Origin of the sequence: Erwinia persicina (assembly GCF_019844095.1) — a bacterium.
Lineage (GTDB): Bacteria > Pseudomonadota > Gammaproteobacteria > Enterobacterales > Enterobacteriaceae > Erwinia > Erwinia persicina.
The window spans coordinates 3072439-3098939 of sequence record NZ_CP082141.1; the positions used below are offsets into that span (position 1 = coordinate 3072439).

The window sequence follows — 26501 nt, forward strand, 5'->3', positions numbered from 1 at the left end:
GGACAGGTAGATCCCTATTTTTCCCCGCCAGCGGACGTAGTAAATGAGCTGCAACGGCTGCGGCTTGAAAGTGGCGGGGTATTTTGGCATACACTGGCAAATAATGAAGCTTTCGGTCGCCGCTTAGTGCTTGGGTGATGTTTTTTCGGACAAAAGGAACCTGTTTTCATGTTTTTCGCCCTAAAAAAAGTCGTTGGTGGCCTGCTGCTACCGCTGCCGATGCTGCTGCTGATCATGGCAGTTGGCATTATGCTGCTCTGGTTTAGCCGATGGCAGAAAAGTGGCAAAACCCTGGTTTCCCTTGCCTGGGCTCTGCTCCTTCTCATCAGCCTGCAGCCTGTCGCCGACCGTCTGCTGGCACCGCTGGAAAATCGCTACCCGACCTGGCAGAATCAGCACCCGGTAGAGTATATCGTGGTTCTCGGCGGTGGCTACACCTGGAACCCACAGTGGGCGCCCAGTTCTAACCTGCTTAATAACAGCCTGCCCCGTCTGGCTGAGGGTATCCGCATCTGGCGGGCTAACCCGGGGTCGAAACTGATTGTGACGGGTGGCCATGCTCAGGGGAATCCGGTGAGTTCAGCCAGTGTGGCATCACGCGTGGCCCAGTCTCTCGGTGTGCCACCAGAGGATATTATCACTCTGGATCAACCCCGGGATACAGGCCAGGAAGCAGAAGAAGTAGCAAAAATAGTGGGCCAGCGGCCGCTGGCACTGGTCACCTCAGCCAACCATTTGCCACGCGCCATGGTTTTCTTCCAGCGTCAGGGGCTTAACCCCTGGCCTGCTCCGGCCAATCAGCTGGCGATCGCTTCTCCTCTGAATTTCTGGGAGCGGGCCCTGCCGTCATCCTTCTGGCTGGGGCATAGCGAACGTGCTGTTTACGAGTGCCTGGGCCTTGTCTGGCAGTGGCTGCATCCGGCAGCGAAGGAGTCAGTCGAGCCAGGGCAGCAGTGATCGACTGGCCAGACTGAACCGCTGAGCATCAAACTGTGCGGTGTGGATCAGTCTGGCAATCTCTTCCCAGACAATATACAGCCAGCGGCGTGCGACAAACCCCTCTGCGACGGGTGCGCGCTGCAGGTAGCAACTGAGGATGTCATCACCGACGCCAGTTGCGCAAAGGGGATAGAGATCGAATTCACGCGGTGCCCAGAGTACGGTGCCGGGATTGATCACCGCCAGCAGTTGATCTGCCCAGGCCTCTTTCATGATGCTGGTGGGTGCCATGTTTCCGTGGACTAAAACACAGGGATCGTCAAACCCGTTGAACAGCCTGGACAGGCTTTGACGGCTGCGAAAAAGCAGCTGCCGGGCATCCATGCTCAACTGTGCCGGGCGCAGGTAGCCGAGCGTGGCCCAGAGGACCTCGACCCGCTGGGCGTACCAGGCCGGCCAGTGATTCTGTTGCGTGCTGTCAACCGTGCCTACCAGCCCATGGCTGTCAATCCGGTGCCAGCCAAGCATTCCCTCGACAATCTGCTCCTGAAGCTGTTGCCAGCGCTCAGGCGTGCGCGTGGGCGCTTCGATGGATACCCCGCCCGTACGTTCAATCAGTAAGACCTCATGCAGCGGAGGTTGCTGGCTGATAACCAGACCATACACGGCAGGAACACGCACTTTGCCTTCACGCATCAGCATCGACAGCTTGTGCGCTTCCTGGGCAGCAATGCCATTCATACTGAAGTATTTCGCGACCAGCGGCAGAGAATAGCCCTGGTCATCGTACAGGGTATAGAGACTGGCGAAAGGCTGCTGACTGATACATTCCACCCGACTGACCGGTTCGCCAAGAACCAGTGCCAGTTCAGATCGCAGGTGTTCCATCTGCCCTCCTTTCAGGCAAAAGGTCTTATAAGGGCGCTGAACGCGGAAATTTTTTGCTTCGTGCCGGACACGGCTGCAGCAGAAATGACGGGGTCGGAGGAAAGCACCCCATCGTGGGTTACTGCATGGCTTCGCGTACGCGCAGTAAGTCTTCTGGCGTATCAACACCTACGCTGGGAATAGCCTTTGCCACATCGACGTGGATTTTTTCGCCGTACCACAGCACGCGTAGTTGCTCAAGCAGCTCGATCTGTTCCAGCGGGCTGGCTTCCCAGCCAACATAGCGGCGAATAAATCCGGCACGATAGCCGTAAATACCAATATGACGCAGGAAATGGTCCCCGATGGTGTCGCGGGAAGCCGCAAACCGCTCACGATCCCAGGGGATGGTCGCGCGCGAGAAGTAGAGTGCATAGCCATTAGCATCGCGCACCACCTTCACAGCATTCGGATTAAACGCCTCTTCCGCTGAATCCACCGGCACGGCCAGCGTTGCCATACCGGCGCTGCTTTGGGCCAGATTATCTGCCACCTGGCGAATAATCACCGGGGGGATCATCGGCTCATCGCCCTGGACATTCACAATTACGGTGTCATCAGGGAACTGATAATGATCAATCACCTCCGCCAGACGCTCGGTGCCAGACTGATGGTCAGGACGAGTCATACAGACTTCGCCACCGGCCGCTTCAACGGCGCGCGCTACGTCAGGATGGTCAGTCGCCACAATCACGCGATCGGCACCTGACTCCAGCGCCCGCTCCATGACATGGACCACCATGGGCTTGCCGTGAATGTCGACCAGCGGCTTACCCGGCAAACGGGTAGAAGCAAAACGCGCCGGAATGATGGCGACAAAACTCATGGATGGCTCTCTTCGAGGGTTAAGCCACGGGCTTCCACCTCCAGCAGGACGGGAATGCCGTCACGAACCGGGTAAGCCAGCCCATCCGGTTTGCAGATTAACTCCTGCTGATCTTTGTTGTAATACAGTTTGCCGTGACATACCGGGCAGGCAACGATTTCAAGTAAACGATGATCCATGGTTCCTCCGCGATGAACCCAGTTTTGCAATGGGTTAAGAATATCATAGCTGTACGGGCGCGGTTACCTGCACACCGCGAAAAAATGCCCTGGCGGCTATATTTCCCAACGCGCTGGCCAGCAGGCCGCCATGGCGGCGGGGAGTTTATTGACCTCGATCATTTCTGCGCCCTGCCAGCGGGCAAAACGTGTCAGAGCCAGCTTAATGTCGCCGACCATCTGCTGGCTGACGCGCGTGTTCGCCTCCAGCCAGATCGCATTGACCTGTAAGGTTTTCTCTTTACGCAACATGCGCGCATCCAGCCGGCCTTTCAGCGCACCGCGATGCAAAAGGGGCAGGACAAAATAGCCGTACTGCCGCTTTGCCTCTGGCGTATAACACTCCAGGCGATAGTCAAAACCAAACAGCTCCCTTGCGCGCTTGCGATCCCAGACCAGTGGATCAAAGGGCGACAGGATCGCCGTATGCGTGGCGGCCTGCGGCCTGGCAAGTTGCCCGAACAGGGAGTGATGGAGATACAGCGTGCCCAGGCTTTCGACCTGCACTTCACGGACCGTGCCCTCTTCGCGCCAGCGTGCAAGAGCAACCGCCACGGGCGCGCGTTTCAGACGGTAATAATCTGCCAGCCAGGAGAGGCGGAAAATGCCCAGGCTGGCCGCACTATTGTCCAACATACGCTGGACGGCGTCCTCTTCCTTCAGAGCATGTTGTTGATCATCCCAGTCGGGCAATATCCGCTCGCGCAGGTCGTAAACGCGCTGGAAATTGCGCCGTTCACTGATCATCAGTTCACCGGCCGTAAATAAATTTTCCAGGTGCCGCTTATGCGGCTTCCATGCCCACCAGCCGGGCTTCTGGCCTGGGGGGGCGGTAAAGTCAGCAGAACGGACAGGGCCGTTTTCGCTGATATGGGCCAGCAAATCGCCGATCTCCTGCTGATGCTGATCCCGCCATGCCTGACTGAACTTCCAGCCCAGCGCAGACGGGTTAAGCATGCGATGACGCAGCAACCCGTAATCGGCAACCGGAATAAAGCAGGCTTCGTGCGCCCAGTACTCAAACAGTTTTTTTTCCGCCAGGGCCTGATCAAGCCAGATCGGGGGGTACTCACCCAGCCGGCTGAACAGCACCAGGTAAGGGCTGCGTGCCACTACGTGGATGGTATCGATCTGCAACAACGCCATTCGTCGCACGGCAGCCAGCAGGTCGTCAAAGCAGGCTTTACGTTTAGGTGGGCGCAGCAGTCCCTGCGCCGCCAGCTGTAGCTGACGGGCCTGAACAAGAGAAAGTTTTTCCGCCGTCATATTGCCATCCCTAAAAATCAGATGGCTCAAGTGTAGCGCCTGTCAGACAGGCAGGCAGAAATTATCGGGGAATTAATGCACTGATTTTGTTAAGCAACACGCTGGACTGTTCAGAGGGAAGCACCGCATCAACCGGTAAATACCACCAGTCAGCACAGGCAAATGCCCTGACTTTTACCGCATCTTTTTCGGTCATCACCAGGGTCTGACCCGGCAATATCAGGGCATTCAGCGTGTCCGCGGTGTAATTCTGATGGTCAGCAAAAACCACCTCTTTCTCGATTCTCACACCCTGCTGACGCAGCGTATTGAAAAACCGCGGCGGATGACCGATGCCCGCCATGGCAACAACATTGTTCAGCTCACCCACTTCACGTCGCTCACCGGAAAGCAGGTTCACTGCCAGACCCGGCGCCAGACGCATCGCAAGCTCTCCCTGCTGCGCCGTGCCACCATTAGCGATCACGGCGCTGACATTTTTCAGACGGTTAGCACGCTCCCGCATCGGGCCCGCAGGCAGCCACCAGCCATTGCCAAAACGTCGTTCACCGTCCACGACGACAATTTCAATATCACGATCCAGTGCATAATGCTGCAGACCATCATCAGTAATGATGACATCAATATCTTCGCTGTTAACCAGCGCTTCAACAGCCTGGCGTCGTTGCGGCGCCACGGCGACTGCCGCGCCGGTGCGCTGATAAATCAGTACCGGCTCGTCACCCGCTTCGCGGGTGGTAACGTCTGGGCCCAGCACCAGCGGATAGCGTTCGGCTTTACCCCCGTAGCCCCGCGACACCACACCCACGCGAAATCCACGCTGCTGCAGTGCCTGCACCAGCCAGATTACCACCGGTGTTTTACCATTCCCTCCGGCGGTGAGATTACCCACAATCACCACAGGAACCGGTGCACGCCACACCTTGCGCCAGCCGCAACGGTAGCTCAGACGCAGCAGGTTACTGACCAGCCCATAGAGCAGACTGAAAGGCAGTAACAGGAGATACAGCGCCGAGCGACCGCTCCAGATGCGTTCAATCATTGGCCAAATTGCATCTTATGCAGTTGCGCATAGACGCCACGCTCGGCCAGTAGCATTTCATGACTGCCGCGCTCAACGATCTGGCCATCTTCAACCACCACAATCTCATCAGCCTTTTCAATGGTGGAAAGACGGTGCGCGATCACCAGGGAGGTGCGGTTCTTTTGCAGCTCATCCAGCGCAGACTGAATGGCACGCTCAGATTCGGTATCCAGTGCGGAAGTCGCTTCATCCAGGATCAGAATGGGGCTGTCACGTAGCAGGGCGCGGGCGATAGCGATACGCTGACGCTGCCCCCCAGAGAGCAGCACACCATTTTCACCGATCATGGTATCCAGGCCATTTTCCATCTTATTAATAAAGTCCATGGCATGAGCCATTGTTGCGGCTTTTTCCACTTCTTCCCGGCTGTATTGTTCATGGCGGGCATAAGCAATGTTGTTGGCGATAGTGTCGTTAAACAGGTGCACATTCTGCGATACCAGCGCCACCTGACTACGCAGAGACGCCAGCGTATATTCGCGCAGGTCGTGACCATCCATCAGGATATTTCCCTGCTGAATGTCGTAAAAACGCGTCAGCAAACTCGCCAGGGTTGATTTACCCGACCCCGATCGCCCAACCAGCGCCACGGTTTTACCCGCAGGAATGGCCAGATTAATGTTCTTCAGTGCAGGGATTTCGCGTCCAGGGTAAGTGAAAGTCACGTTACGGAATTCGATATCACCTTTGGCACGCTCGACCGTGCGCTTACCGGTATCCTCTTCCTGCTCACTGTCGAGGATGGAGAACAGCGTCTGACAGGCCGCCATGCCACGCTGGAACTGAGCATTGACATTGGTGAGTGACTTCAGCGGACGCATCAGGGCAATCATCGAGGAGAAGACCACGGTGATGGTCCCTGCGGTCAGGGTTTCCATCACGCTAGGGAAGCTGGCGGCGTACAGAACAAAAGCCAGCGCCAGTGAGGCGATGAGCTGAATAATCGGATCGGAGATGGATGACGCTGAAACCAGTTTCATGCCCTGCTGGCGCATGCGATTACTGACCACGTTAAAGCGTTTGCTCTCGATCTCCTGCCCACCAAAGATCAACACTTCTTTATGCCCTTTCAGCATCTGTTCGGCGCTGGTTGTCACCTGCCCCATCGTGTTCTGCATATTTTTGCTGATATTACGAAAGCGCTTAGAAACAGTACGAATGGCGAATGACACAACGGGTGCCAGGACAATCAGGATAAGCGACAGCTGCCAGCTGTAGTAAAACATCAGGATGAACAGGCCAATAATAGAGGCACCTTCACGCACTACGGTCACCAGCGCACCGGAGGAAGAGGAGGCCACCTGCTCAGAATCATAAGTAATGCGCGACAGCAGCGTACCGGTCGATTGCTGGTCAAAAAAGGCGACCGGCATGCCCATCATGTGGCTGAACAGGCGACGGCGCATACCCATCACCACATTACCAGACACCCATGAGATACAGTAACTGGACACATAGCTGGTCACGCCGCGAACCAGCATCAGCCCCATAACCGCCAGTGGCATCCACAGGAGAACTGCATTATTCGCTTTGCCAAAACCATCATCGAGTAAAGGCTTCAGCAGTGACAGCATGAGTGTATCGCCTGCCGCATTCAGAACCAATGCGATGGCTGCCACAATCAATCCCGCCTTGTATGGCACAATCATGGGCCAGAGTCGACGGAATGTCTGCCAGGTGGAGAGATCTTTATCCAGATGCATTATTTAACCAGCGTTGAATGAAATAGCCGCTTATTCTACCTGGAATACCTGACTACGCCAAACCACTGATGATACCAACGGTTCATTATTTGTTCTCTTAACCCTTTTAATTGCCAGTTATCACGAAAAAAATGAGCACTCAACTGGCCGGAAAGCGCTGTATCACGCCATTCCACATTATATTCAGCATAGCGTTGAATAATTTGCCTGGCGGGCAAACGCCAGGCACTGTAACGCGCTGCAGAGGCGATTGCTGCTGATGCAGAAACGGCACGCAGGAAGGGCGGTGATGAGGAGGTTCTGCTTCCGTGATGCGGCACCTGGAGTAAATCAGCCCGCAGGGTGGCACGTTGTTCAGCGACCAGCCTTAACTCTGCCGGTGCCTCAATATCACCGGTAAGCAGCACACGCCATTTTCCATCGGTAACGGCTACCACACAGGACTGATTATTTCCTTCCCGCACTTCTCCCTGTGGTGGCCAGAGCACCTGAAACTGGAGGTCCTGCCAGCGCCAGTTCACGCCTTTACGGCAGGGTAAGTGGCCGGAACGTGCAAGAGCGCTTCTCACTGTGGCTGCGGGAAACGCTGCCTGTACACTTTGAAGACCGCCGATATGGTCAAGATGACCGTGGCTGAGAATAATACCGGTTACGTTTAACCCCTGCCAGGCAAGCCAGGGCAGGATCTGACTGCGGGCAAAATCGCCTCCAGGCCAGCGATTTCCGGTGTCGTACAGCATGGCTTCACCGTGGCGGGAGATCACGACGGCCAGCCCGTGTCCGACGTCCAGCATGTCAACACGCCAGCGCGGCAGAGAGGCCACATCGCGCCAGCTGCACAGCACCAGAACAGCGCTCAACAGAGTGACGGGCGAAGTTCGCCACCAGCCGAAACGGAGGGTTAACAGCACCAGCCAGCATAACAGGCTGACTGCAGCCATCGTCCGGTCAAGTGGGAACCAGCCACGCGGGAGATGCTGGAGAGGGATAAACACCAGCGCGAGGGAACGGTCCACCCACTCCCACAATACCAGGTTAATCACAGGCACTGGATTCACTAACGTTGCCACCAGGATCAGAGGAACAGTAATGCAGGAAATCAGCGGTACAGCCCACAGGTTAGCCACCAGAGCACTTACGCTGATACCATGAAACAGCACCGTCTGAAGCGGCATCAGCAGTAACAACATCCCTGCCTGAAGATGCAACAGCCGCAGCAGCAGCCAGCGTTTACGCCGCGAAAAACGGGAAGGAAGAGGAAAAAAATGATACCAGAGCAACAGGCCAGCCACTGCCAGTGCTGAAAGCCACAGACTGTCGGAGAGCACGCTCAGTGGATCAAAAAAGAGAATGATACCGATACACACCGCCCATACCTGCCCCCCCTGACAGTTCATTCCACGCAGGCGAAGCACGCTCCAGACCAGTAAGGCTAAAATAGCCCGAAGCGCAGGCGGGTTTCCTCCAGAAAGCCAGCAATACAACAGCGCTACCAGCAATCCGCTGTACATTGGCAGACGATAGCCAATACACCAGGCCGGAAAAGTAAACTGTATCATGCGTGCCAGCAGCCAGCCGAAACTGGCAGCGAGAGCGATATGCATGCCGGAGATTGCCATCAGGTGCGCTGTACCAGTTTCGCGCAGCAGCTGATTTGTTTCGCGATCGACCTGCGATCTGTCGCCGAAAGCCAGCGCAGAAATTAACGCCTGCCGGCTTAAATTCGCCGTGTTTTTTTTCATGGCCCCCGTTACTTTGTCACGCAGGCTACAGGTGGCATCCGTGACCACGGCTGACACCACCCTTCCGGTCAGAGGGGTATGGTTCGCCAGGGCATAACGCTGACGATCAAATCCCCCTTCATTAAGTTGCGCGTGAACCGGACGCAGCGCTAGTTGCATCTGCCAGCGTTGTCCGGCACAAAAAGCGGTCGCCTGCGGCTGAACCCTTAAACTGGCGTAGAGAGGTGGAAACAGGATCCGGCCCTGAAAACGCAGCAGGCGTGCTCTGATTGTTTTGCCGTCAGGTTGGACGGCCTCCACTCTTATATCTGTCTTAACCCTCGCATGTGTAAGCTGTTCAGTCTGCGTCAGCATAGTACGCCCGGCGCTGGCGGCGGCGATAAAAAACACCAAAATCAGCGCGATATGCCTGGCAACACGCCGGCCCGACAGAGCCAGTAACAGAGCGAAGCACAGCACAAGAACGCTGCATACAGCGCCTGGCAGCCGGGGCAAAAAGCTGAGCGGCAGCGTTGCCGCTATTACACTCCATGCCAGCCTGTTGACCGTCAAAAACATCGCACCTCCCTGTTCTGATACCGCCAGTGTGCAGCAATCAGGATCAGGGTTCAGGTGGCGCAGAAAGGATTGGGATAATGCCACACAAACTATTGCTGGCGTTGCAACCTGCCTGCATTATTTTGCGTGACATCCCCCATCAGGACGACTTTTTTCAGACAAAAAAAAACGACACCGGAGTGTCGCTTTATCGATTCATCGCCATACCCTGAGGTATTAACCGCCGTAAATATTGGCGCGATCGCGCAGTTCTTTACCTGGCTTGAAGTGTGGAACGTATTTACCTTCCAACTCAACCTTGTCGCCCGTTTTCGGGTTACGCCCGGTACGAGGTGCACGATAATGCAAAGAGAAGCTGCCAAATCCCCGGATTTCGATACGCTCGCCGTCTGACAACGTCGTTGCCATATGTTCGAGCATCTCTTTTACCGCATCCTCAACGACTTTCGCCGGAATATGAGAGTGCTGGCCGGCAAGTCTTTCAATCAGTTCTGACTTGGTCATGTAACCTCCGGTTTATCCCTGTTAGGAAAAGTTCTGACAGTAACGACGGTACAGGGCAGCTTACGCTGCCCTGAGAGCGATTACTCGCCTTTAGCTGCTTTGAAAGCTTCAGCCATTGCGCTAGAGAAGTTGCCTTCTTCCGGTTTAGTCGTATTAACCGTGTTGATAGCTTCTTTCTCGTCAGCCTGGTCTTTCGCACGAACAGACAGGCTCACAACGCGGTTTTTACGGTCTACACCGGTGAACTTAGCTTCAACATCGTCGCCAACGTTCAGAACCAGAGTAGCGTCTTCTACGCGATCCAGCGATGCTTCAGAAGCACGCAGGTAGCCTTCAACGCCGTCTGCCAATTCAACTGTAGCACCTTTAGCGTCAACTGCAGTCACTTTACCGTTAACAATGGCACCTTTCTTGTTCAGAGAGATGTAGTTGTTGAACGGATCTTCTGCCAGCTGCTTAACGCCCAGGGAGATGCGCTCGCGCTCTGCGTCAACCTGCAGAACCACAGCAGCGATTTCGTCGCCTTTCTTGTATTCACGAACTGCTTCTTCTCCGGTCGCGTTCCAGGAGATGTCAGACAGGTGAACCAGGCCGTCGATGCCGCCGTCCAGGCCGATGAAGATACCGAAGTCAGTGATAGACTTGATTTTACCTTCAACACGGTCGCCCTTGTTGTGGGTTTCTGCGAACTGCTGCCATGGGTTGTTTTTGCACTGCTTCAGACCCAGGGAGATACGACGACGTTCTTCGTCGATGTCCAGAACCATAACTTCAACAACATCACCCACGTTAACAACTTTAGATGGGTGAATGTTTTTGTTGGTCCAGTCCATTTCAGAAACGTGTACCAGGCCTTCAACGCCTTCTTCGATTTCAACGAAGCAGCCGTAGTCGGTCAGGTTGGTTACACGACCAGTCAGCTTGGTGCCTTCTGGGTAACGTTTCGCGATAGCAACCCATGGATCTTCGCCCAGCTGCTTCAGACCCAGAGAAACACGGGTACGCTCGCGGTCGAATTTCAGCACTTTAACAGTGATTTCATCGCCAACATTCACGATTTCGCTTGGATGCTTAACGCGCTTCCATGCCATATCTGTGATGTGCAGCAGGCCGTCAACGCCGCCCAGATCAACGAATGCACCGTAGTCAGTAAGGTTCTTAACGATACCTTTAACTTCCATGCCTTCCTGCAGGTTTTCCAGCAGCTGATCGCGCTCTGCGCTGTTTTCGGATTCGATTACCGCACGACGTGAAACCACCACGTTGTTACGTTTCTGATCCAGCTTGATGACTTTGAACTCAAGCTCTTTACCTTCCAGGTGCAGCGTATCGCGCACTGGACGTACATCTACCAGAGAACCTGGCAGGAATGCACGAATTCCGTTCAGCTCTACGGTGAAGCCGCCTTTCACTTTACCGTTGATAACACCGGTAACAGTTTCAGCTTCTTCGTAGGCTTTCTCCAGCGTGATCCATGCTTCGTGACGTTTAGCTTTTTCACGAGACAGCAGGGTTTCACCGAAGCCGTCTTCTACTGCATCCAGAGCAACGTCTACTTCGTCGCCAACCTGAATTTCCAGTTCGCCGGCTGCGTTCTTGAACTGCTCTGCAGGAATTGCAGACTCAGATTTCAGACCCGCATCAACCAGAACGACGTCTTTGTCAATAGAGACAACAACGCCACGAACGATGGAACCCGGACGGGTTTCGATTGTTTTTAAGGATTCTTCAAATAGTTCAGCAAAAGATTCAGTCATATTGATAATCTTCAGGATTCTTCAATTTAACGTCCACCTGACATCCTGACGGGTGGGGTTGTTTCACATGCCCCATGACATCCATGTCACAGGGTTAGATAAATCGTTCTGTGAGCAAGGGCTCATACAGAGGTCATTAAGCGTAGCTTATTTTTAAGCCAGCGTGAGTTTTTCCCGCGCATAATTTAACGCAACTTCAATCACCTCTTCAATCGACATCGTCGTTGAATCAAGGACTAAAGCATCATCTGCCGGCACCAGAGGTGCGATGGCACGATTGCGATCACGCTCATCACGCTCTTTTATCTCAGATAAAAGGCGCTCAAAGTTAACACTAAAGCCCTTTTCCTGCAACTGTAGCATGCGGCGGTGGGCACGCTCTTCAGAACTCGCATCGAGGAAAATTTTCACCGGTGCATCGGGGAAAACAACCGTTCCCATATCGCGGCCATCGGCAATCAAACCCGGGAAATCACGGAAAGCGCGCTGACGGCGCAATAAGGCTTCACGCACACGGGGGAAGGCTGCCACTTTCGACGCTGTATTACTGACATCCTGAGTGCGGATTTCACTGGAGACATCTTCTCCCTCAAGGATCACTTCCATCTCGCCGTTACTGGATACAAAACGAACATCAAGATGGGCAGCGATCGGCACCAGAGCTTCTTCTGAGGTGATATCCACCTGATGATGCAGCGCAGCCAGCGCCAGAACGCGATAAATTGCGCCGGAATCCAACAGGTGCCACTGCAACGACTCGGCCATCGCTTTGCACAAAGTGCCTTTCCCTGCACCACTTGGGCCATCAATGGTGATCACTGGGGCTGTTGCCGTCATGTCGTTCTCCTGTCGGTGGAATGCCGGGGCAACCCGTGCCCGGGCAAATATCGACGCGCATTATACCCTTCATGCATGAAGCTGCAACTGCGTTGGTCGGTGTACCTTTGTGGCTGATTAACGGTACACATCCTCAAAGAGTGGCCGCTACGCCGGCTGGCTGATACGGCCCAGTTGCTCAAAATAGTCAGGGAACGTTTTGGCCGTGCATTTAGGATCAAGAATAGTCACTGGTGTGGAGGAAAGTGCGACAAGTGAGAAACACATCGCCATACGGTGATCATTGTAGGTACCGATTTCAGCAAACTGGATCTGCGCTGGCGGTGTAATACGAATGAAGTCATGCCCTTCTTCAACTTCCGCGCCCACTTTGCGAAGCTCAGTGGCCATTGCCGCAAGACGATCCGTCTCTTTCACCCGCCAGTTATAGATATTGCGCATTACCGTTGTGCCTTTCGCAAACAAGGCAGCCGTTGCAATGGTCATCGCCGCATCCGGGATATGGTTCATATCCAGGTCGATTGCGTTAAGCGTGCCACGCGTACAGGCAATAAAATCATCGCCCCACTCCACGCTGGCCCCCATTTTTTCCAGCACATCAGCAAAACGAATATCTCCCTGCATGCTGTTGCGGCCGATTCCGGTCACTTTGACCGTACCGCCTTTAATCGCGGCAGCGGCGAGGAAATAAGAGGCAGACGATGCATCGCCTTCAACCAGATATTCACCCGGAGCCTGGTACTGCTGCTGGCCGCGGATGTGGAAGGCGCGATACTCTTCATTTTCTACCTGAACGCCAAAGGTTGCCATCAGGTTAAGCGTGATATCGATGTAGGGTTTTGAAACCAGATCCCCTTTGATCACAATACGGGTATCACTTTCAGCTAAAGGCGCGGTCATCAGCAGTGCCGTCAGAAACTGGCTGGAAACGCTGCCGTCCACGGCTACTTCGCCCCCCCTGAATCCCCCTTTCAGGCGCAGCGGCGGATAGTCTGGCTGCTCAAGGTAATCAACTTCAGCGCCTCCCTGACGTAAAGCATCCACAAGGTGCCCGATCGGCCGCTCTTTCATGCGAGGTTCACCTGTCAGCACAATATTGTTTGCGCCGAGACACAGCGCCGCCGCCAGTGGACGCATGGCCGTGCCGGCATTACCAAGAAACAGTTCTAGCGGACCTTCAGCCTTAAGCGCTCCCCCCTGACCGACGACTTCACACACCGTGCGATCATCAGACAGCATAAAGTGTACGCCCAGCGCCTGCAGCGCATTCAGCATGTGGCGAACATCATCGCTGTCGAGCAGATTGGTCAGGCGAGTCGTGCCTTTTGCCAGCGCTGCCAGCAACAGTGCGCGGTTAGACACGCTCTTGGAACCGGGAAGGTTAACAGTACCGTCGACCAGGGCAATAGGTTGTAACGTCAGGGAATCCTGCATGTGAAACGTATTCTCCAAAATAATTACGATGAAACCCCGCTGGGCGCGGGGTTTCAGATTCAAAGCTTATTGCAAAGTTACCTTAGCCGTGACGACGTTCGAAGTCGACCATAAAGTCGGTTAACGTCTTCACACCCTGCAGCGGCATGGCATTGTAAATCGAGGCACGCATGCCACCGACGACACGATGACCTTTTAATGCATGTAAGCCCGCCGCAAAAGACTCTTCCAGGAACAGCTGATCCAGTGAGGAATCCGCTAACTGGAAAGGCACATTCATACGCGAGCGGTTAGCAGCGGTCACATCATTACGGTAGAAGCTGCTGCTATCAATGGTGCCATACAGCAGGTCTGCTTTAGCCTGATTACGTTTATCCAGCTCGGCAACACCGCCCTGCTCTTTCAGCCACTTGAAGACCAGCCCGGAGAGATACCAGGCAAATGTCGGGGGCGTATTAAACATGGATTCGTTTTCAGCCAGCACCTTGTAATCAAGAATGGAAGGCAGTTCTTTACGCGCCTGCCCCAGCAGGTCTTCGCGCACCACGACCAGCGTCAGCCCTGCTGGTCCGATATTTTTCTGCGCACCGGCATACAGCACGCCGAAACGATTAACATCAATGGGAGAGGACAAAATAGTAGAAGAGAGATCCGCAACCACTACTTTGTCGCCAAAGTCAGGCGTTTCCGGAATAGCGATACCGTCTATGGTCTCATTCGGGCAGTAGTGAACGTAAGCCGCGTCATCAGACAGGGCCCACTGGCTCATTGGGGTAATGCCACGCAAACCATCAATGGTCGTTTTCGCATCAATGACATTTGGCGTGCAGTATTTCTGCGCCTCTTTCACGGCGCTGGCCGCCCAGTAGCCGCCATCTATATAATCTGCTGTCGTATGCTGTCCCAGCAGATTCATTGGGATAGCCGCAAACTGCGCCCGCGCGCCACCGTGACAGAATAAAACTTTATAGTTAGAGGGAATTTTCAGCAGATCGCGAAAATCTTTTTCAGCCTCTTCTGCAACCTGAATAAACTCCTTACTACGGTGGCTGATCTCCATGACGGAGGTTCCCAGTCCCTGCCAGTTGCAGAGTTCCTGTTCAGCGCGACGAAGCACTTCTACCGGCAACATAGCCGGGCCTGAGCTAAAATTGAAAACCTGACTCATTTCCCCTCACCACTTTCAGATCAATCGGTTTTGATTCCTCTATCGGTTTTATCACTGCCACCCTCATGCTGCAATGATTTATCCGGACGGCAGGCCAGTTTGCTGCGACGTGTCGCAACAGCTTGTAGGGCAAATGCAAAAGCAGACGATATTTTGTGAGGCGTTTTCCCGTTAGAAAAACAGACCGGTTCTCTTTTCGCTGAAAAATGGCATTCTTGCCATGATGAAATTACCCGTGCCGGATAGCGATTCCGGCAGAAACCCCGTATCATTGCGCGCTTTCCGCACAATCAATCACGAGTGGACAAAATGACTCAAACTTATATACCAGGCAAAGACGCCGCGCTGGAAGTTTCCATCGCACGCTTTCAGCAAAAACTGCAGGATCTCGGCTTCAATATTGAAGAGGCCTCCTGGCTGAACCCGGTGCCAAATGTCTGGTCAGTCCATATTCGCGACCGTGACTGCCCGCTCTGTTTTACCAACGGTAAAGGCGCCAGTAAAAAAGCCGCTCTGGCCTCTGCGCTGGGCGAGTACTTTGAACGCCTGTCTACTAACTATTTCTTTGCCGACTTCTGGCTGGGTGAGAAGATCGCCAAGGGTGATTTTGTCCATTACCCTAACGAGAAGTGGTTCCCGCTGCCGGAAGACGATCAGCTACCGGAGGGAATTCTTGATGCCCGCCTGCGTGAGTTTTACGACCCGGAAAATGAGGTCAGCGCCAGCGATCTGATTGATCTTCAGTCAGGCAACGCCGCACGCGGCATTTGTGGCCTGCCGTTTACCCGTCAGTCAGATCAGCAAACCGTTTATATCCCGATGAATATTATCGGTAACCTGTACGTGTCGAACGGGATGTCTGCTGGTAACACCGCTAACGAAGCGCGCGTTCAGGGGCTGTCTGAGGTATTTGAACGTTACATTAAAAACCGCATTATCGCGGAATCCATCAGCCTGCCGCTGATCCCGCAGGATGTGTTAAACCGTTATCCGGGCGTTGTCGAGGCTATCGCTTCGCTGGAAGCAGAAGGGTTCCCTATCTTCTCCTATGATGCTTCCCTGGGCGGTAAATACCCGGTCATCTGCGTGGTGCTGTTTAACCCTGCCAATGGAACCTGTTTTGCTTCATTCGGTGCGCACCCTGATTTTGGCGTTGCCCTGGAGCGTACCGTCACAGAACTTCTGCAGGGCCGTGGCCTGAAAGATCTCGATGTCTTCACCCCCCCGACCTTCGATGATGAAGAAGTCGCAGAACATGCCAACCTGGAAACACACTTTATCGATTCCAGCGGCCTGATCTCGTGGGATATGTTTAAAGATGATGCAGATTATCCCTTTGCGGACTGGAGCTTCAAAGGCAGTACGGAAGAAGAGTTCGCCACCCTGATGGCTATCTTCAACGCCGAAGACCAGGAAGTTTATATTGCCGACTACGAGCACCTGGACGTTTACGCGTGCCGCATTATCGTTCCCGGCATGTCAGATATCTATCCGGCCGAAGATTTACTGCTGGCCAACAACAGCATGGGTGCCTATCTGCGTGATACGCTGCTCAGTCTGCCAGAAAGTCGTTGGGAAAAAGCAGACTATCTTTCTCTGCTTGAACAGTTAGATGAAGATGGCCATGACGACTTCACACGCGTACGTGAACTTCTGGGTCTGGCGACCGGTAAAGATAACGGCTGGTACACACTGCGTATTGGTGAGCTGAAAGCGATGCTGGCACTGGCTGCAGGTGATCTGGAGCAGGCATTGATCTGGACGGAATGGACAATGGAATTTAACCAGTCGATCTTTAGTGCAGAACGTGCCAACTATTATCGCTGCCTGCAAACGCTACTGTTACTGAGCCAGGAAGAAAGCCGCGATCCCCTTCAGTATCATACGGCATTTGTACGAATGTATGGTCAGGACGCCGTAGACAATGCTTCTGCGGCGATCAGCGGTGAAGCACCTTTCTATGGTTTACAAAGCGTAGACAGCGATCTGAACGCGTTCCCTGCGCATCAGTCTCTGCTGGCAGCCTATGAAAAACTGCAGAAGGCTAAACGTCTGTACTGGAAATAACGCTGCGAGAAAAATGACACAATATCGCTGCATCATTTAAGACGACTTTTTATTTATTTCTGCCATGACATGGGCAGTAGGTTAAAAAAAGGTAACAGCTTAGGTTGTTACCTTTTTTATTGTCACAATTGCGCTATATTTGCTGTGATATGTTCACGCTTTTTTTTATTTCCCCTGCATGAGACTCAAATATTTTTTTAATTATTAAAAAAGTTTTATACCTTAAAAAACAAGGTTTTAAATAAATTAACCTTACTAAAAACAAGTCTTTAACGGCTAATTTGCCGGGCCTGTATGATCCACGTCAATTTCTCTCCTATACTCGTTTGCTAGACTTTCTTTGCCGACTACTTTTGAGAGGACGTTAGTGTGAAAGCTGGCAACCCCTTTGATCTGTTATTACCATCCGAAATGGCAAAAGTTGCCGAAGACGCTGGCGTTTATAAAGCGACAAAACATCCCTTCACCACCTTCTTTCTGGCGATAACCGCTGGAGTATTTATCTCCATCGCTTTTGCTTTTTATATTACAGCAACCACCGGCACCGCAACCGTACCCTGGGGACTGGCCAAACTGGTAGGTGGCATCTGTTTTTCACTGGGCCTGATGCTCGTGGTCGTGTGTGGTGCGGATCTTTTCACCTCTACCGTTCTCACTGTCGTGGCTAAAGCCAGTGGGCGCATCAGTTGGTTACAGCTCGCCCGCAACTGGATCATCGTTTATATCGGGAATTTTATCGGCGCTATCTTCTTTGTCGTGCTGATCTGGTTTGCCGGACAATACATGGTGGCCAACGGAGCCTGGGGGCTGAATGTCCTGCAAACCGCTGACCATAAGATGCACCATACTTTTATTGAAGCCGTCTGCCTTGGCATCCTGGCAAACCTGATGGTGTGCATGGCCGTGTGGATGAGTTACTCCGGCCGCAGCCTGCTGGACAAAATGTTTGCCATGGTACTGCCTGTCGCCATGTTTGTGGCCAGCGGTTTTGAGCACAGCATCGCCAACATGTTTCTGGTACCCATGGCCATCATCATCAAAGATTTCGCCACGCCGGAATTCTGGCAGGCAACCGGAGCGAGTGCGGACCAGTTTACACATCTGACCGTGAGCCACTTTATTACCGATAATCTTATTCCCGTGACGCTGGGCAATATCATCGGTGGCGGGTTACTGGTGGGCTTAACCTATTGGGTGATTTATCTGCGTGATGGCGACCATCACTGACAGCCCCATGAACAGATTTTTGCAACTGTCGGTGTGATGTCACCCGGCGGGAACGTACAACGAACTTCACGTTATAAGGTAGGTATCAAATGACCGAGCTTAATCAAAAAATGGCGACAGCCTGGGAAAGCTTTGCACAGGGTGAATGGCAGACCAGCATCAACGTCCGTGACTTCATCCAGAAAAACTACACACCCTATGAAGGCGACGAAGCGTTCCTGGCCGGTGCTACCGAGGCAACGACTGCTCTGTGGGATACCGTCATGGAAGGCATCAAACAGGAAAACCGCACCCATGCGCCTGTAGATTTTGATACCGACCTGCCATCAACCATCACCTCTCATGACGCAGGCTATATTAATAAAAGCCTGGAAAAAATTGTCGGCCTGCAAACCGAAGCCCCCTTAAAACGTGCCCTGATCCCGTTCGGTGGCATCAAAATGGTCGAAGGTTCGTGCAAAGTCTATGGTCGTGAACTCGACCCGACAGTGAAAAAAATCTTCACCGAATACCGCAAAACCCATAATCAGGGTGTATTCGATGTTTATACCCCCGATATTCTGCGCTGCCGTAAGTCAGGCGTGCTGACCGGTCTGCCAGATGCATATGGCCGTGGTCGTATCATTGGTGACTATCGTCGCGTCGCGCTGTACGGTATCGATGCGCTGATGAAAGATAAATTTGCTCAGTTCACCTCCCTGCAGAACGACATGGAAAATGGCGTGAACCTCGAAGCCACTATCCGTCTGCGTGAAGAGATTGCCGATCAGCATCACGCTCTGCAGCAGATTAAAGATATGGCTGCAAAATATGGCTGTGATATCTCTGGCCCGGCAACCAGTGCTAAAGAAGCTGTACAGTGGACCTACTTCGGTTACCTGGCTGCGGTGAAATCACAGAACGGCGCAGCGATGTCCTTTGGACGCGTGTCGACCTTCCTGGATATCTATTTTGAACGCGACCTGAAGGCGGGTAAAATCACCGAACTGGAAGCACAGGAACTGATCGACCACCTGGTGATGAAACTGCGCATGGTGCGCTTCCTGCGTACGCCAGAATATGATGAGCTGTTCTCTGGTGACCCAATCTGGGCAACCGAATCCCTTGCCGGTATGGGCGTTGATGGCCGGACCATGGTGACGAAAAACACCTTCCGCTTCCTGAACACGCTCTACACCATGGGGCCTTCACCAGAACCTAACATGACTATCCTGTGGTCAGAAAAACTGCCACTGAACTTCAAAAAATACGCGGCCAAAGTGTCTATCGACACCTCATCTCTGCAGTATGAAAATGATGATCTGATGCGTCCTGACTTCAACAATGATGACTATGCCATCGCCTGTTGTGTTAGCCCGATGATCGTCGGCAAACAGATGCAGTTCTTCGGTGCCCGCGCTAACCTGGCAAAAACCATGCTGTATGCCATCAATGGCGGCGTGGATGAAAAAATGAAAATGCAGGTTGGCCCGAAAGAAGCGCCAATGATGGATGAAGTGCTGGACTACGATAAAGTGATGGATCGCATGGATCACTTTATGGACTGGCTGGCCAAACAGTATGTGACCGCGCTGAACGTAATCCACTACATGCATGACAAATACAGCTATGAAGCCTCGTTGATGGCACTGCATGACCGTGACGTTTACCGCACAATGGCCTGTGGTATCGCGGGCCTGTCCGTGGCGGCTGACTCACTGTCTGCAATCAAATATGCAAAAGTATCGACTATTCGTGATGAAGATGGCCTGGCCGTTGACTTTAAAATCGAAGGTGAATACCCGCAGTTTGGTAATAACGATTCACGCGTTGATGACATTGCCTGCGACCTGGTTGAGCGTTTCATGAAGAAAATTCAGAAGCTGCAAACCTACCGTAACGCGGTTCCAACTCAGTCTGTTCTGACCATTACCTCTAACGTGGTGTATGGCAAGAAAACGGGTAACACCCCGGATGGCCGTCGTGCTGGTGCACCATTTGGACCTGGTGCTAACCCTATGCACGGTCGTGACCAGAAAGGTGCCGTTGCCTCACTGACCTCCGTGGCTAAACTGCCGTTTGCTTACGCGAAAGATGGTATCTCGTACACCTTCTCTATCGTGCCAAACGCGCTGGGTAAAAACGATGATGTGCGTAAAACCAACCTTGCCGGTCTGATGGATGGTTACTTCCATCATGAGGCCAGCATCGAAGGCGGCCAGCACCTGAACGTCAACGTGATGAACCGCGAAATGCTGCTGGAAGCGATGGAAGATCCGGAAAAATATCCGCAACTGACCATTCGCGTCTCTGGCTACGCCGTTCGCTTTAACTCGCTGACGAAAGAGCAGCAACAGGACGTGATTACGCGTACCTTTACACAAAGCATGTAAGCGTTGTGCAGGCCCTCTCCGGGGGGCCTGCCTGCCACCAGCCGGTTTTGTCAGTTGTCTGCTTAGGATCACTGCCAAAACAGACTTAACACAGCTAAAGACTGTGTCACCGTGGAGAACTCATCGCAATGTCAGTAACCGGTCGCATCCACTCTTTTGAATCCTGCGGGACCGTTGACGGTCCCGGCATCCGTTTTATCACCTTCTTCCAGGGCTGCCTGATGCGCTGCCTGTATTGCCATAACCGTGATACCTGGGATACTCACGGCGGCAAAGAAATCACCGTTGAAGAATTAATGAAGGACGTTGTCTCCTATCGTCATTTTATGAATGCATCGGGAGGCGGCGTAACGGCTTCCGGCGGCGAGGCTATCCTTCAGGCTGAATTCGTCCGTGACTGGTTCCGCGCCTGTCAGGCAGAAGGAATTAATACCTGTCTTGACACCAATGGCTTTGTGCGCCGCTACGATCCGGTTATCGATGAGCTACTGGACGTCACTGACCTGGTGATGCTCGATCTGAAACAGATTAATGATGACGTCCACCAGATTCTGGTCGGTGTCTCTAATCACCGAACCCTCGATTTTGCCCGCTATCTTGCCAAACGCGGGATCCGCACCTGGATCCGCTACGTGGTGGTGCCCGGCTATTCTGATGATGATGAATCCGCACACCGCCTGGGTGAGTTCACTCGCGATATGGGTAACGTGGAGAAGATTGAGCTGCTGCCCTATCATGAGCTGGGCAAGCATAAATGGATCGCGATGGGCGAGGAGTACAAGCTGGACGGCGTTCATCCACCAAAAGCAGAAACGATGGAGCGGGTAAAACATATTCTGGAAGGTTACGGCCATCATGTGATGTACTAAAGGTCAGCCCTCCTTTACCCACAGATACCGTTCTTTTCTGCACCGCAGAGGCTGACCTTCTTTTCCGGTCAGCCTTTTTTCATTTATGCGTGCGCCACTGGTGTTGCGTGATGATCGGCTTTACGCAGTAACATCACCAGATAGACCAGAGCCACTCCGGCAATCATTACGAACAACAACCGGTCAGAATAGTTCTGCATCAGCATCGAGGTCATGGTCGGGCCAACCAGGCTGCCAACGGTATAACTCAGTAACAGGGCCTGGTTCATTGCCACCAGTTCGTGATGAGCCACTGTTTCACAGGCCCAGGACATAGCTACCGGGTAAAGGGTGAAACCGGCACAGCCGAGGATGAACAGCGCCGGAGCCATAGCAGCATTACTCAGCATTGCCAGCGCACCGAGGATCACCACAAACACCTGAACACGCAGAACCAGCAGCCGGCCATAACGATCCGCAAGTCGCCCTATCGGCCACTGACCGATAATGCCCGCGCTGACCAGCAGCGCCATCCAGTAGCCAACCGTGGAGTCACTCATCCCCTGATGGGAGAGATACAGTGGCATCAGGCCATACAATGAACCCAGCACGATCCCGGATATGATACAGCCGTTGATCCCCAGGCGAGCATTACGACGGCGCAGCATCGGCCACATCCGCCCAGGCGGGGTCTCTTCGTCTTGCTGACTTGCCGTGACGCGGCAGAACACCAGCGGCAGGACTGCCGCCAGAATTACGCTGCTGACCCACGGCAGGACATGCATCAGCTCGGTAGAGACTTTACTCACCAGCAACTGGCCAATGACCGTGCCGATGTAATAGACGATCATATAAGCCGCCAGCAGCCGCCCACGGTTGCGCAGAGTGCCGTTGCACAGCAACGCACTTTCCACGACGACCCAGATCAGAGCACAGCCAATACCCGCTACAAAACGCCAGAGCGTCCATGACCAGAACCCCGTCCCCAGCGCGAGGGCTACCGTCGCCAGGGCAAACACCAGCGAGGCCAGGTAATAGCTGCGATTAAACCCGTAGCGCTTGATGACCCATCCAGCCAGTAACGTTCCCAGCAGATTGCCACAATAGTACGAGGAGCTGACCATACCTACCTGCCAGGTCGGCAGCGCATCATGCGTCAGCCAGAGCGGCACCAGTGTATTCAACACGGCAATAGAAACCGTGAGCAGCAGTAAGCCGCACAGCAGCACCAGAACGGGACGTGACCAGGTGGACATAGTATTGGAGAACCGAAACGAGGAAGATTTTGCGCGCATCATGCCACTGCGCAAGCATTTGGAAAAGCACAATAAATCTGGATGCGCACGATTTGTAGAGCAGCGATTTAATATTTTTATCTACAGGAGCTTAACGCTTCCAGCTACAGGCATCATGTGGATATTATCTCGTTGAATTTATTCAACACTGATAAGCGGGTGCTCACAACATCCATCATATTTTTTGTTCGAACGTTAACATAAAAAAACCCGCCGGCGGCGGGTTCTTAGTACGGCACGTTGGACTTAACCAATAGAGGTTAAGCCTTTCATATACGGACGCAGTACTTCTGGCACTTCAATGCGCCCGTCTGCCTGCTGATAGTTTTCCAGCACCGCAACCAGGGTACGGCCAACCGCCAGACCGGAGCCATTCAGCGTGTGAACCAGACGCGTTGCCTTTTCACCGCGAGGACGACAGCGGGCTTTCATGCGACGCGCCTGGAAATCGCCCATATTTGAACAGGACGAGATCTCACGGTAAGTATCCTGGGCCGGCAGCCATACTTCCAGATCGTAGGTTTTGTGCGAACCAAAGCCCATGTCTCCGGTACACAGCAGCACCTTACGATAAGGCAGGTTCAGCAATTGCAGCACTTTTTCGGCATGACCTACCAGCTCTTCAAGCGCATCCATTGAATCTTCCGGACGCGTAATGTGCACCATTTCAACTTTGTCGAACTGGTGCATGCGGATCAGGCCACGCGTATCACGTCCATAGGCCCCCGCTTCTGAACGGAAGCAGGGAGTATGGGCGGTCATTTTGATTGGCAGAGACTCTTCTTCCAGAATCTCGTCGCGCACCAGATTGGTCAGCGGAACTTCTGACGTCGGGATCAGCGCATAGTTGCTGCTGGAAGCTTCTTCTTCCAGCGGACGCGTATGGAACAGATCTTCGCCAAACTTCGGCAGCTGGCCGGTACCGTACAGGCTGGCATGGTTCACCAGGTAAGGCACGTAGGTTTCCTGATAGCCATGCTGTTCGGTATGCAGATCGAGCATGAACTGGCTCAGTGCGCGATGCATCAACGCAATCTGGCCACGCATGACGATAAAGCGGGAACCGGTCAGCTTGACCGCAGCAGCAAAATCCAGTCCGGCAGCCATTTCGCCAAGCTCAACGTGGTCACGCACGGCAAAATCAAATTGGCGCGGTTCACCCCAGCGGCTGATTTCCTGGTTTTCACTGTCATCTTTGCCCAGCGGAACCCCATCTGCAGGGATGTTAGGGATAGCCATTGAAAAGTCATTGATGCTGGTCAGCAGTGCATCCAGCTCTGCCTTTGCAGCGTCCAGGCGTTCGCCCAGCACATTCACTTCCTGACGCAATGGCTCGATATCTTCCCCACGTGCTTTGGCCTGCCCGATGGATTTGGATCGAGAGTTACGCTCTGCCTGCAGGTTTTCAGTTTCTACCTGCAATACTTTACGACGCTCTTCGTGTGCGCGCAGCGTATCAACGTCCAGCTTATAGCCACGGCGTGCCAGTTTTTCAGCGACTGCGTCTGGCTCAGTACGCAGTAGATTGGGATCGAGCATGCTTGTCCTGTGATGATTGATTGAGTGTAAAAAGAAGGGACGCCCCCGTATTCGAGTGCGTTGAATTCATTGCTAACCTTACCGCAACGTCCGTGTCAGCGGTAGCGTTTTGTCGGGCTATTTTGATCCTGTTCATGCAACCAGGACAGCTTTTCGCCAATCTTGCCCTCCAGCCCGCGCGAGGTCGGCTGGTAATATCGCGTTTGCGCCATTTGTGGAGGAAAATAGTCTTCTCCGGCAGCATACGCATTGGGCTCGTCATGGGCATAGCGATATTCAGCGCCCAGTCCCATCTCTTTCATCAGTTTAGTGGGCGCATTGCGCAGATGTTCAGGGACATCATAGTCTGGACTGTCACGGGCATCACGCATGGCCGCTTTGAACGCTGTATAAACCGCGTTACTTTTCGGTGCACAGGCAAGATACACGATCGCCTGAGCGATGGCGCGTTCGCCTTCTGCCGGCCCGACGCGAGTGAAACAGTCCCAGGCCGCGATCGCCACCTGCATTCCCCGGGGATCGGCATTTCCAACATCTTCTGAGGCAATCGCCAGCAGACGCCTTGCCACATAGAGCGGATCGCCACCAGCAGTAATGATGCGCGCATACCAGTAGAGTGCGGCATCCGGCGAGGAGCCGCGCACCGATTTATGCAGCGCGGAGATCAGATCATAGAAACGATCGCCCTTATTATCGAAGCGCGCGCTTCGCTCGCCCGAGACTTCGTTCAGCAACTGAGGTGTGAGCTCGCGTTTAGCCTTGCTGTTCACCTCGGCCATGTCCGCCATCATTTCCAGCGTATTCAGCGCACGGCGTGCATCACCGTTGACCAGTTCTGCGATCATATTGCGGGTATTATCAGGTAAAACAATATTGTCATTACCATATCCCCGCTCGCTGTCTTTCATCGCCTGATCGAGAACGGTCGCAATATCTTCACTGGTCAGTGACTTCAGCAGATAAACGCGCGCACGTGATAACAGTGCGGAGTTAAGCTCAAAAGAGGGATTTTCGGTTGTAGCACCGATAAATGTGATGGTGCCATCTTCGATATGCGGCAGAAAAGCGTCCTGCTGGCTTTTATTAAAGCGGTGAACTTCATCCACGAACAAAATCGTGCGACGACCAGCATTACGATTTTGTCTTGCACGCTCAATGGCTTCACGGATCTCTTTTACGCCGGAGGTAACGGCGGAAATACGTTCGACGTCGGCCTGGCCATAGTGACCAATAATCTCGGCCAGCGTGGTTTTTCCCGTCCCGGGTGGTCCCCATAAAATCATCGAATGCAGATGACCGGCCTCTATCGCTCTCGGCAGGGGTTTACCGGCTGCGAGTAAATGTTGCTGACCGATATACTCAGCCAGCGTACGTGGCCGCATACGCGCGGCCAGAGGCTGAAATTCATTACGGGAAAAATCGAGGGACAGGTTACTCACGCAAACCTCACTGACGCTGGTCGTCCACGGTGACGCCCTTTGGCGGTGTGAACTTGAACTTATCGGCGCTGATACTGCCGTTCTGCTGGCTCTTAAGCGTATAGCTACTGCGCTGGCCGTCCTGTTCAATCGCACTGAACTGGTTAATGGTCCCGTTAGTCGAGACATTGATCGTAAATTGCTTCAGATTTCCATCGGCACTTTTCGGCGTCAGAGAGAAATCATCCCCTTTCTGCGCGACATTATACTGTTTCCAGTCGCCAGACTGGTTACGCGCAATCAGCATAAACGGCGTATTACTGGTTGCGTCCTTCAGCCAGCTTGCGCTGACCTGTTCGACAAACGGGTTATAGAACCACAGCGTTTTACCATCAGAAATCAGCGTGCTTTCGTCCGGCGCAGTCATATGCCAGTTAAACAGGTTGGGACGCTCAACCCACATCTCACCTTCACCGTCCTGCACTGAAGCCCCACTGCCGTCAGTAACTTTCTGATTAAAGGTGGCATGGAAGCTTTTCACCTTATCCAGGCGCTGTTGCAGATCGCTGGAGGCATCAGCCCACACAGCAGAAGAAGAAAACGCGGCCAGCAGACAGCAGGAGATCATTAATTTTTTCATTACGGCATCCTTATTAAAACTCTCTTATCCCGGTCCGGGTTGAGCGTGACAGGAATAACTTTAGCCCGGCGCTGAAAACAGCGACAGGAGAAAAAACTGAATTCTCCCGGCCATATCAAGCAAATATGGGGG

The 26501-nt window shown here is 53.4% G+C and carries 21 protein-coding genes; 5 read left to right on the forward strand and 16 right to left on the reverse strand.

The window, feature by feature from the left end; translation table 11 throughout:
- The first annotated feature begins 168 nt into the window (after window positions 1–168).
- Window positions 169–957, forward strand: a complete 789-nt coding sequence (gene elyC / locus K6L24_RS14095; protein WP_222681581.1) for an envelope biogenesis factor ElyC — start codon at window positions 169–171, stop codon at window positions 955–957.
- Here elyC and K6L24_RS14100 read toward each other — a convergent pair.
- The 12 genes from K6L24_RS14100 to serC all read right to left on the reverse strand — a co-directional run bounded on the left by K6L24_RS14100 (window position 934) and on the right by serC (window position 14963).
- On the reverse strand, window positions 934–1827 hold the full coding sequence (locus K6L24_RS14100) for a YcbJ family phosphotransferase (protein ID WP_222681582.1): 894 nt from the start codon (window positions 1825–1827) through the stop codon (window positions 934–936). The two genes, elyC and K6L24_RS14100, sit on opposite strands and share 24 nt — an antisense overlap.
- Window positions 1828–1945: 118 nt before the next feature.
- Complete coding sequence (gene kdsB / locus K6L24_RS14105; RefSeq protein WP_062743865.1) at window positions 1946–2692, reverse strand: 3-deoxy-manno-octulosonate cytidylyltransferase; 747 nt, start codon at window positions 2690–2692, stop codon at window positions 1946–1948.
- On the reverse strand, window positions 2689–2871 hold the full coding sequence (locus K6L24_RS14110; RefSeq protein WP_222681583.1) for a Trm112 family protein: 183 nt from the start codon (window positions 2869–2871) through the stop codon (window positions 2689–2691). The genes kdsB and K6L24_RS14110 overlap by 4 nt, the downstream gene beginning before the upstream one ends.
- 96 nt (window positions 2872–2967) lie before the next feature.
- Entirely contained in the window at window positions 2968–4176 is a 1209-nt protein-coding gene (locus tag K6L24_RS14115; RefSeq protein WP_062743867.1) for a winged helix-turn-helix domain-containing protein, read from the reverse strand.
- 61 nt (window positions 4177–4237) lie between these two features.
- A complete protein-coding gene (gene lpxK, locus K6L24_RS14120; RefSeq protein WP_222681584.1) occupies window positions 4238–5218 on the reverse strand; it encodes a tetraacyldisaccharide 4'-kinase in 981 nt (326 codons plus the stop codon).
- Window positions 5215–6963, reverse strand: coding sequence for a lipid A ABC transporter ATP-binding protein/permease MsbA (gene msbA, locus K6L24_RS14125; protein ID WP_062743869.1), 1749 nt, complete (start codon window positions 6961–6963; stop codon window positions 5215–5217). Before msbA ends, lpxK begins: the two co-directional genes overlap by 4 nt.
- Before the next feature lie 35 nt (window positions 6964–6998).
- The gene (locus tag K6L24_RS14130) at window positions 6999–9263 is read right to left on the reverse strand and encodes a ComEC family protein (protein ID WP_222681585.1); all 2265 of its coding nucleotides are present in this window, start codon (window positions 9261–9263) and stop codon (window positions 6999–7001) included.
- Between the two features lie 216 nt (window positions 9264–9479).
- Window positions 9480–9767 carry an integration host factor subunit beta gene (ihfB, locus tag K6L24_RS14135; protein WP_062743871.1) on the reverse strand — a complete coding sequence of 96 codons (288 nt, stop codon included), beginning with the start codon at window positions 9765–9767 and terminating at the stop codon, window positions 9480–9482.
- Window positions 9768–9847: 80 nt separating this feature from the next.
- Window positions 9848–11524, reverse strand: coding sequence for a 30S ribosomal protein S1 (rpsA, locus tag K6L24_RS14140; RefSeq protein ID WP_062743872.1), 1677 nt, complete (start codon window positions 11522–11524; stop codon window positions 9848–9850).
- Between the two features lie 153 nt (window positions 11525–11677).
- The gene (gene cmk, locus K6L24_RS14145; RefSeq protein WP_062743873.1) at window positions 11678–12361 is read right to left on the reverse strand and encodes a (d)CMP kinase; all 684 of its coding nucleotides are present in this window, start codon (window positions 12359–12361) and stop codon (window positions 11678–11680) included.
- A gap of 147 nt (window positions 12362–12508) precedes the next feature.
- Complete coding sequence (gene aroA / locus K6L24_RS14150; RefSeq protein ID WP_062743899.1) at window positions 12509–13795, reverse strand: 3-phosphoshikimate 1-carboxyvinyltransferase; 1287 nt, start codon at window positions 13793–13795, stop codon at window positions 12509–12511.
- 82 nt (window positions 13796–13877) lie between these two features.
- Window positions 13878–14963: a 3-phosphoserine/phosphohydroxythreonine transaminase gene (gene serC, locus K6L24_RS14155; protein WP_118664357.1), complete on the reverse strand. Its 1086-nt coding sequence runs from the start codon at window positions 14961–14963 to the stop codon at window positions 13878–13880.
- A 309-nt stretch (window positions 14964–15272) separates the two neighbouring features.
- Here serC and ycaO point away from each other — a divergent pair, with 309 nt between their 5' ends.
- The 4 genes from ycaO to pflA all read left to right on the forward strand — a co-directional run bounded on the left by ycaO (window position 15273) and on the right by pflA (window position 21498).
- Entirely contained in the window at window positions 15273–17030 is a 1758-nt protein-coding gene (gene ycaO, locus K6L24_RS14160; protein WP_062743875.1) for a 30S ribosomal protein S12 methylthiotransferase accessory factor YcaO, read from the forward strand.
- Between the two features lie 369 nt (window positions 17031–17399).
- Window positions 17400–18257, forward strand: coding sequence for a formate transporter FocA (gene focA, locus K6L24_RS14165; protein ID WP_062743876.1), 858 nt, complete (start codon window positions 17400–17402; stop codon window positions 18255–18257).
- Window positions 18258–18346: 89 nt separating this feature from the next.
- Window positions 18347–20629, forward strand: a complete 2283-nt coding sequence (gene pflB, locus K6L24_RS14170) for a formate C-acetyltransferase (protein ID WP_062743877.1) — start codon at window positions 18347–18349, stop codon at window positions 20627–20629.
- Window positions 20630–20757: 128 nt separating this feature from the next.
- A complete protein-coding gene (gene pflA, locus K6L24_RS14175; protein ID WP_062743878.1) occupies window positions 20758–21498 on the forward strand; it encodes a pyruvate formate lyase 1-activating protein in 741 nt (246 codons plus the stop codon).
- An 83-nt stretch (window positions 21499–21581) separates the two neighbouring features.
- Here pflA and K6L24_RS14180 read toward each other — a convergent pair whose 3' ends face one another.
- The 4 genes from K6L24_RS14180 to lolA all read right to left on the reverse strand — a co-directional run bounded on the left by K6L24_RS14180 (window position 21582) and on the right by lolA (window position 26369).
- Window positions 21582–22733, reverse strand: a complete 1152-nt coding sequence (locus tag K6L24_RS14180; protein WP_062743879.1) for an MFS transporter — start codon at window positions 22731–22733, stop codon at window positions 21582–21584.
- A gap of 285 nt (window positions 22734–23018) precedes the next feature.
- Window positions 23019–24311, reverse strand: a complete 1293-nt coding sequence (gene serS / locus K6L24_RS14185) for a serine--tRNA ligase (protein WP_062743880.1) — start codon at window positions 24309–24311, stop codon at window positions 23019–23021.
- 95 nt (window positions 24312–24406) lie between these two features.
- Window positions 24407–25750, reverse strand: coding sequence for a replication-associated recombination protein A (locus tag K6L24_RS14190; RefSeq protein WP_062743881.1), 1344 nt, complete (start codon window positions 25748–25750; stop codon window positions 24407–24409).
- A gap of 7 nt (window positions 25751–25757) precedes the next feature.
- The gene (gene lolA, locus K6L24_RS14195; RefSeq protein WP_062743882.1) at window positions 25758–26369 is read right to left on the reverse strand and encodes an outer membrane lipoprotein periplasmic chaperone LolA; all 612 of its coding nucleotides are present in this window, start codon (window positions 26367–26369) and stop codon (window positions 25758–25760) included.
- Window positions 26370–26501 lie beyond the last annotated feature (132 nt).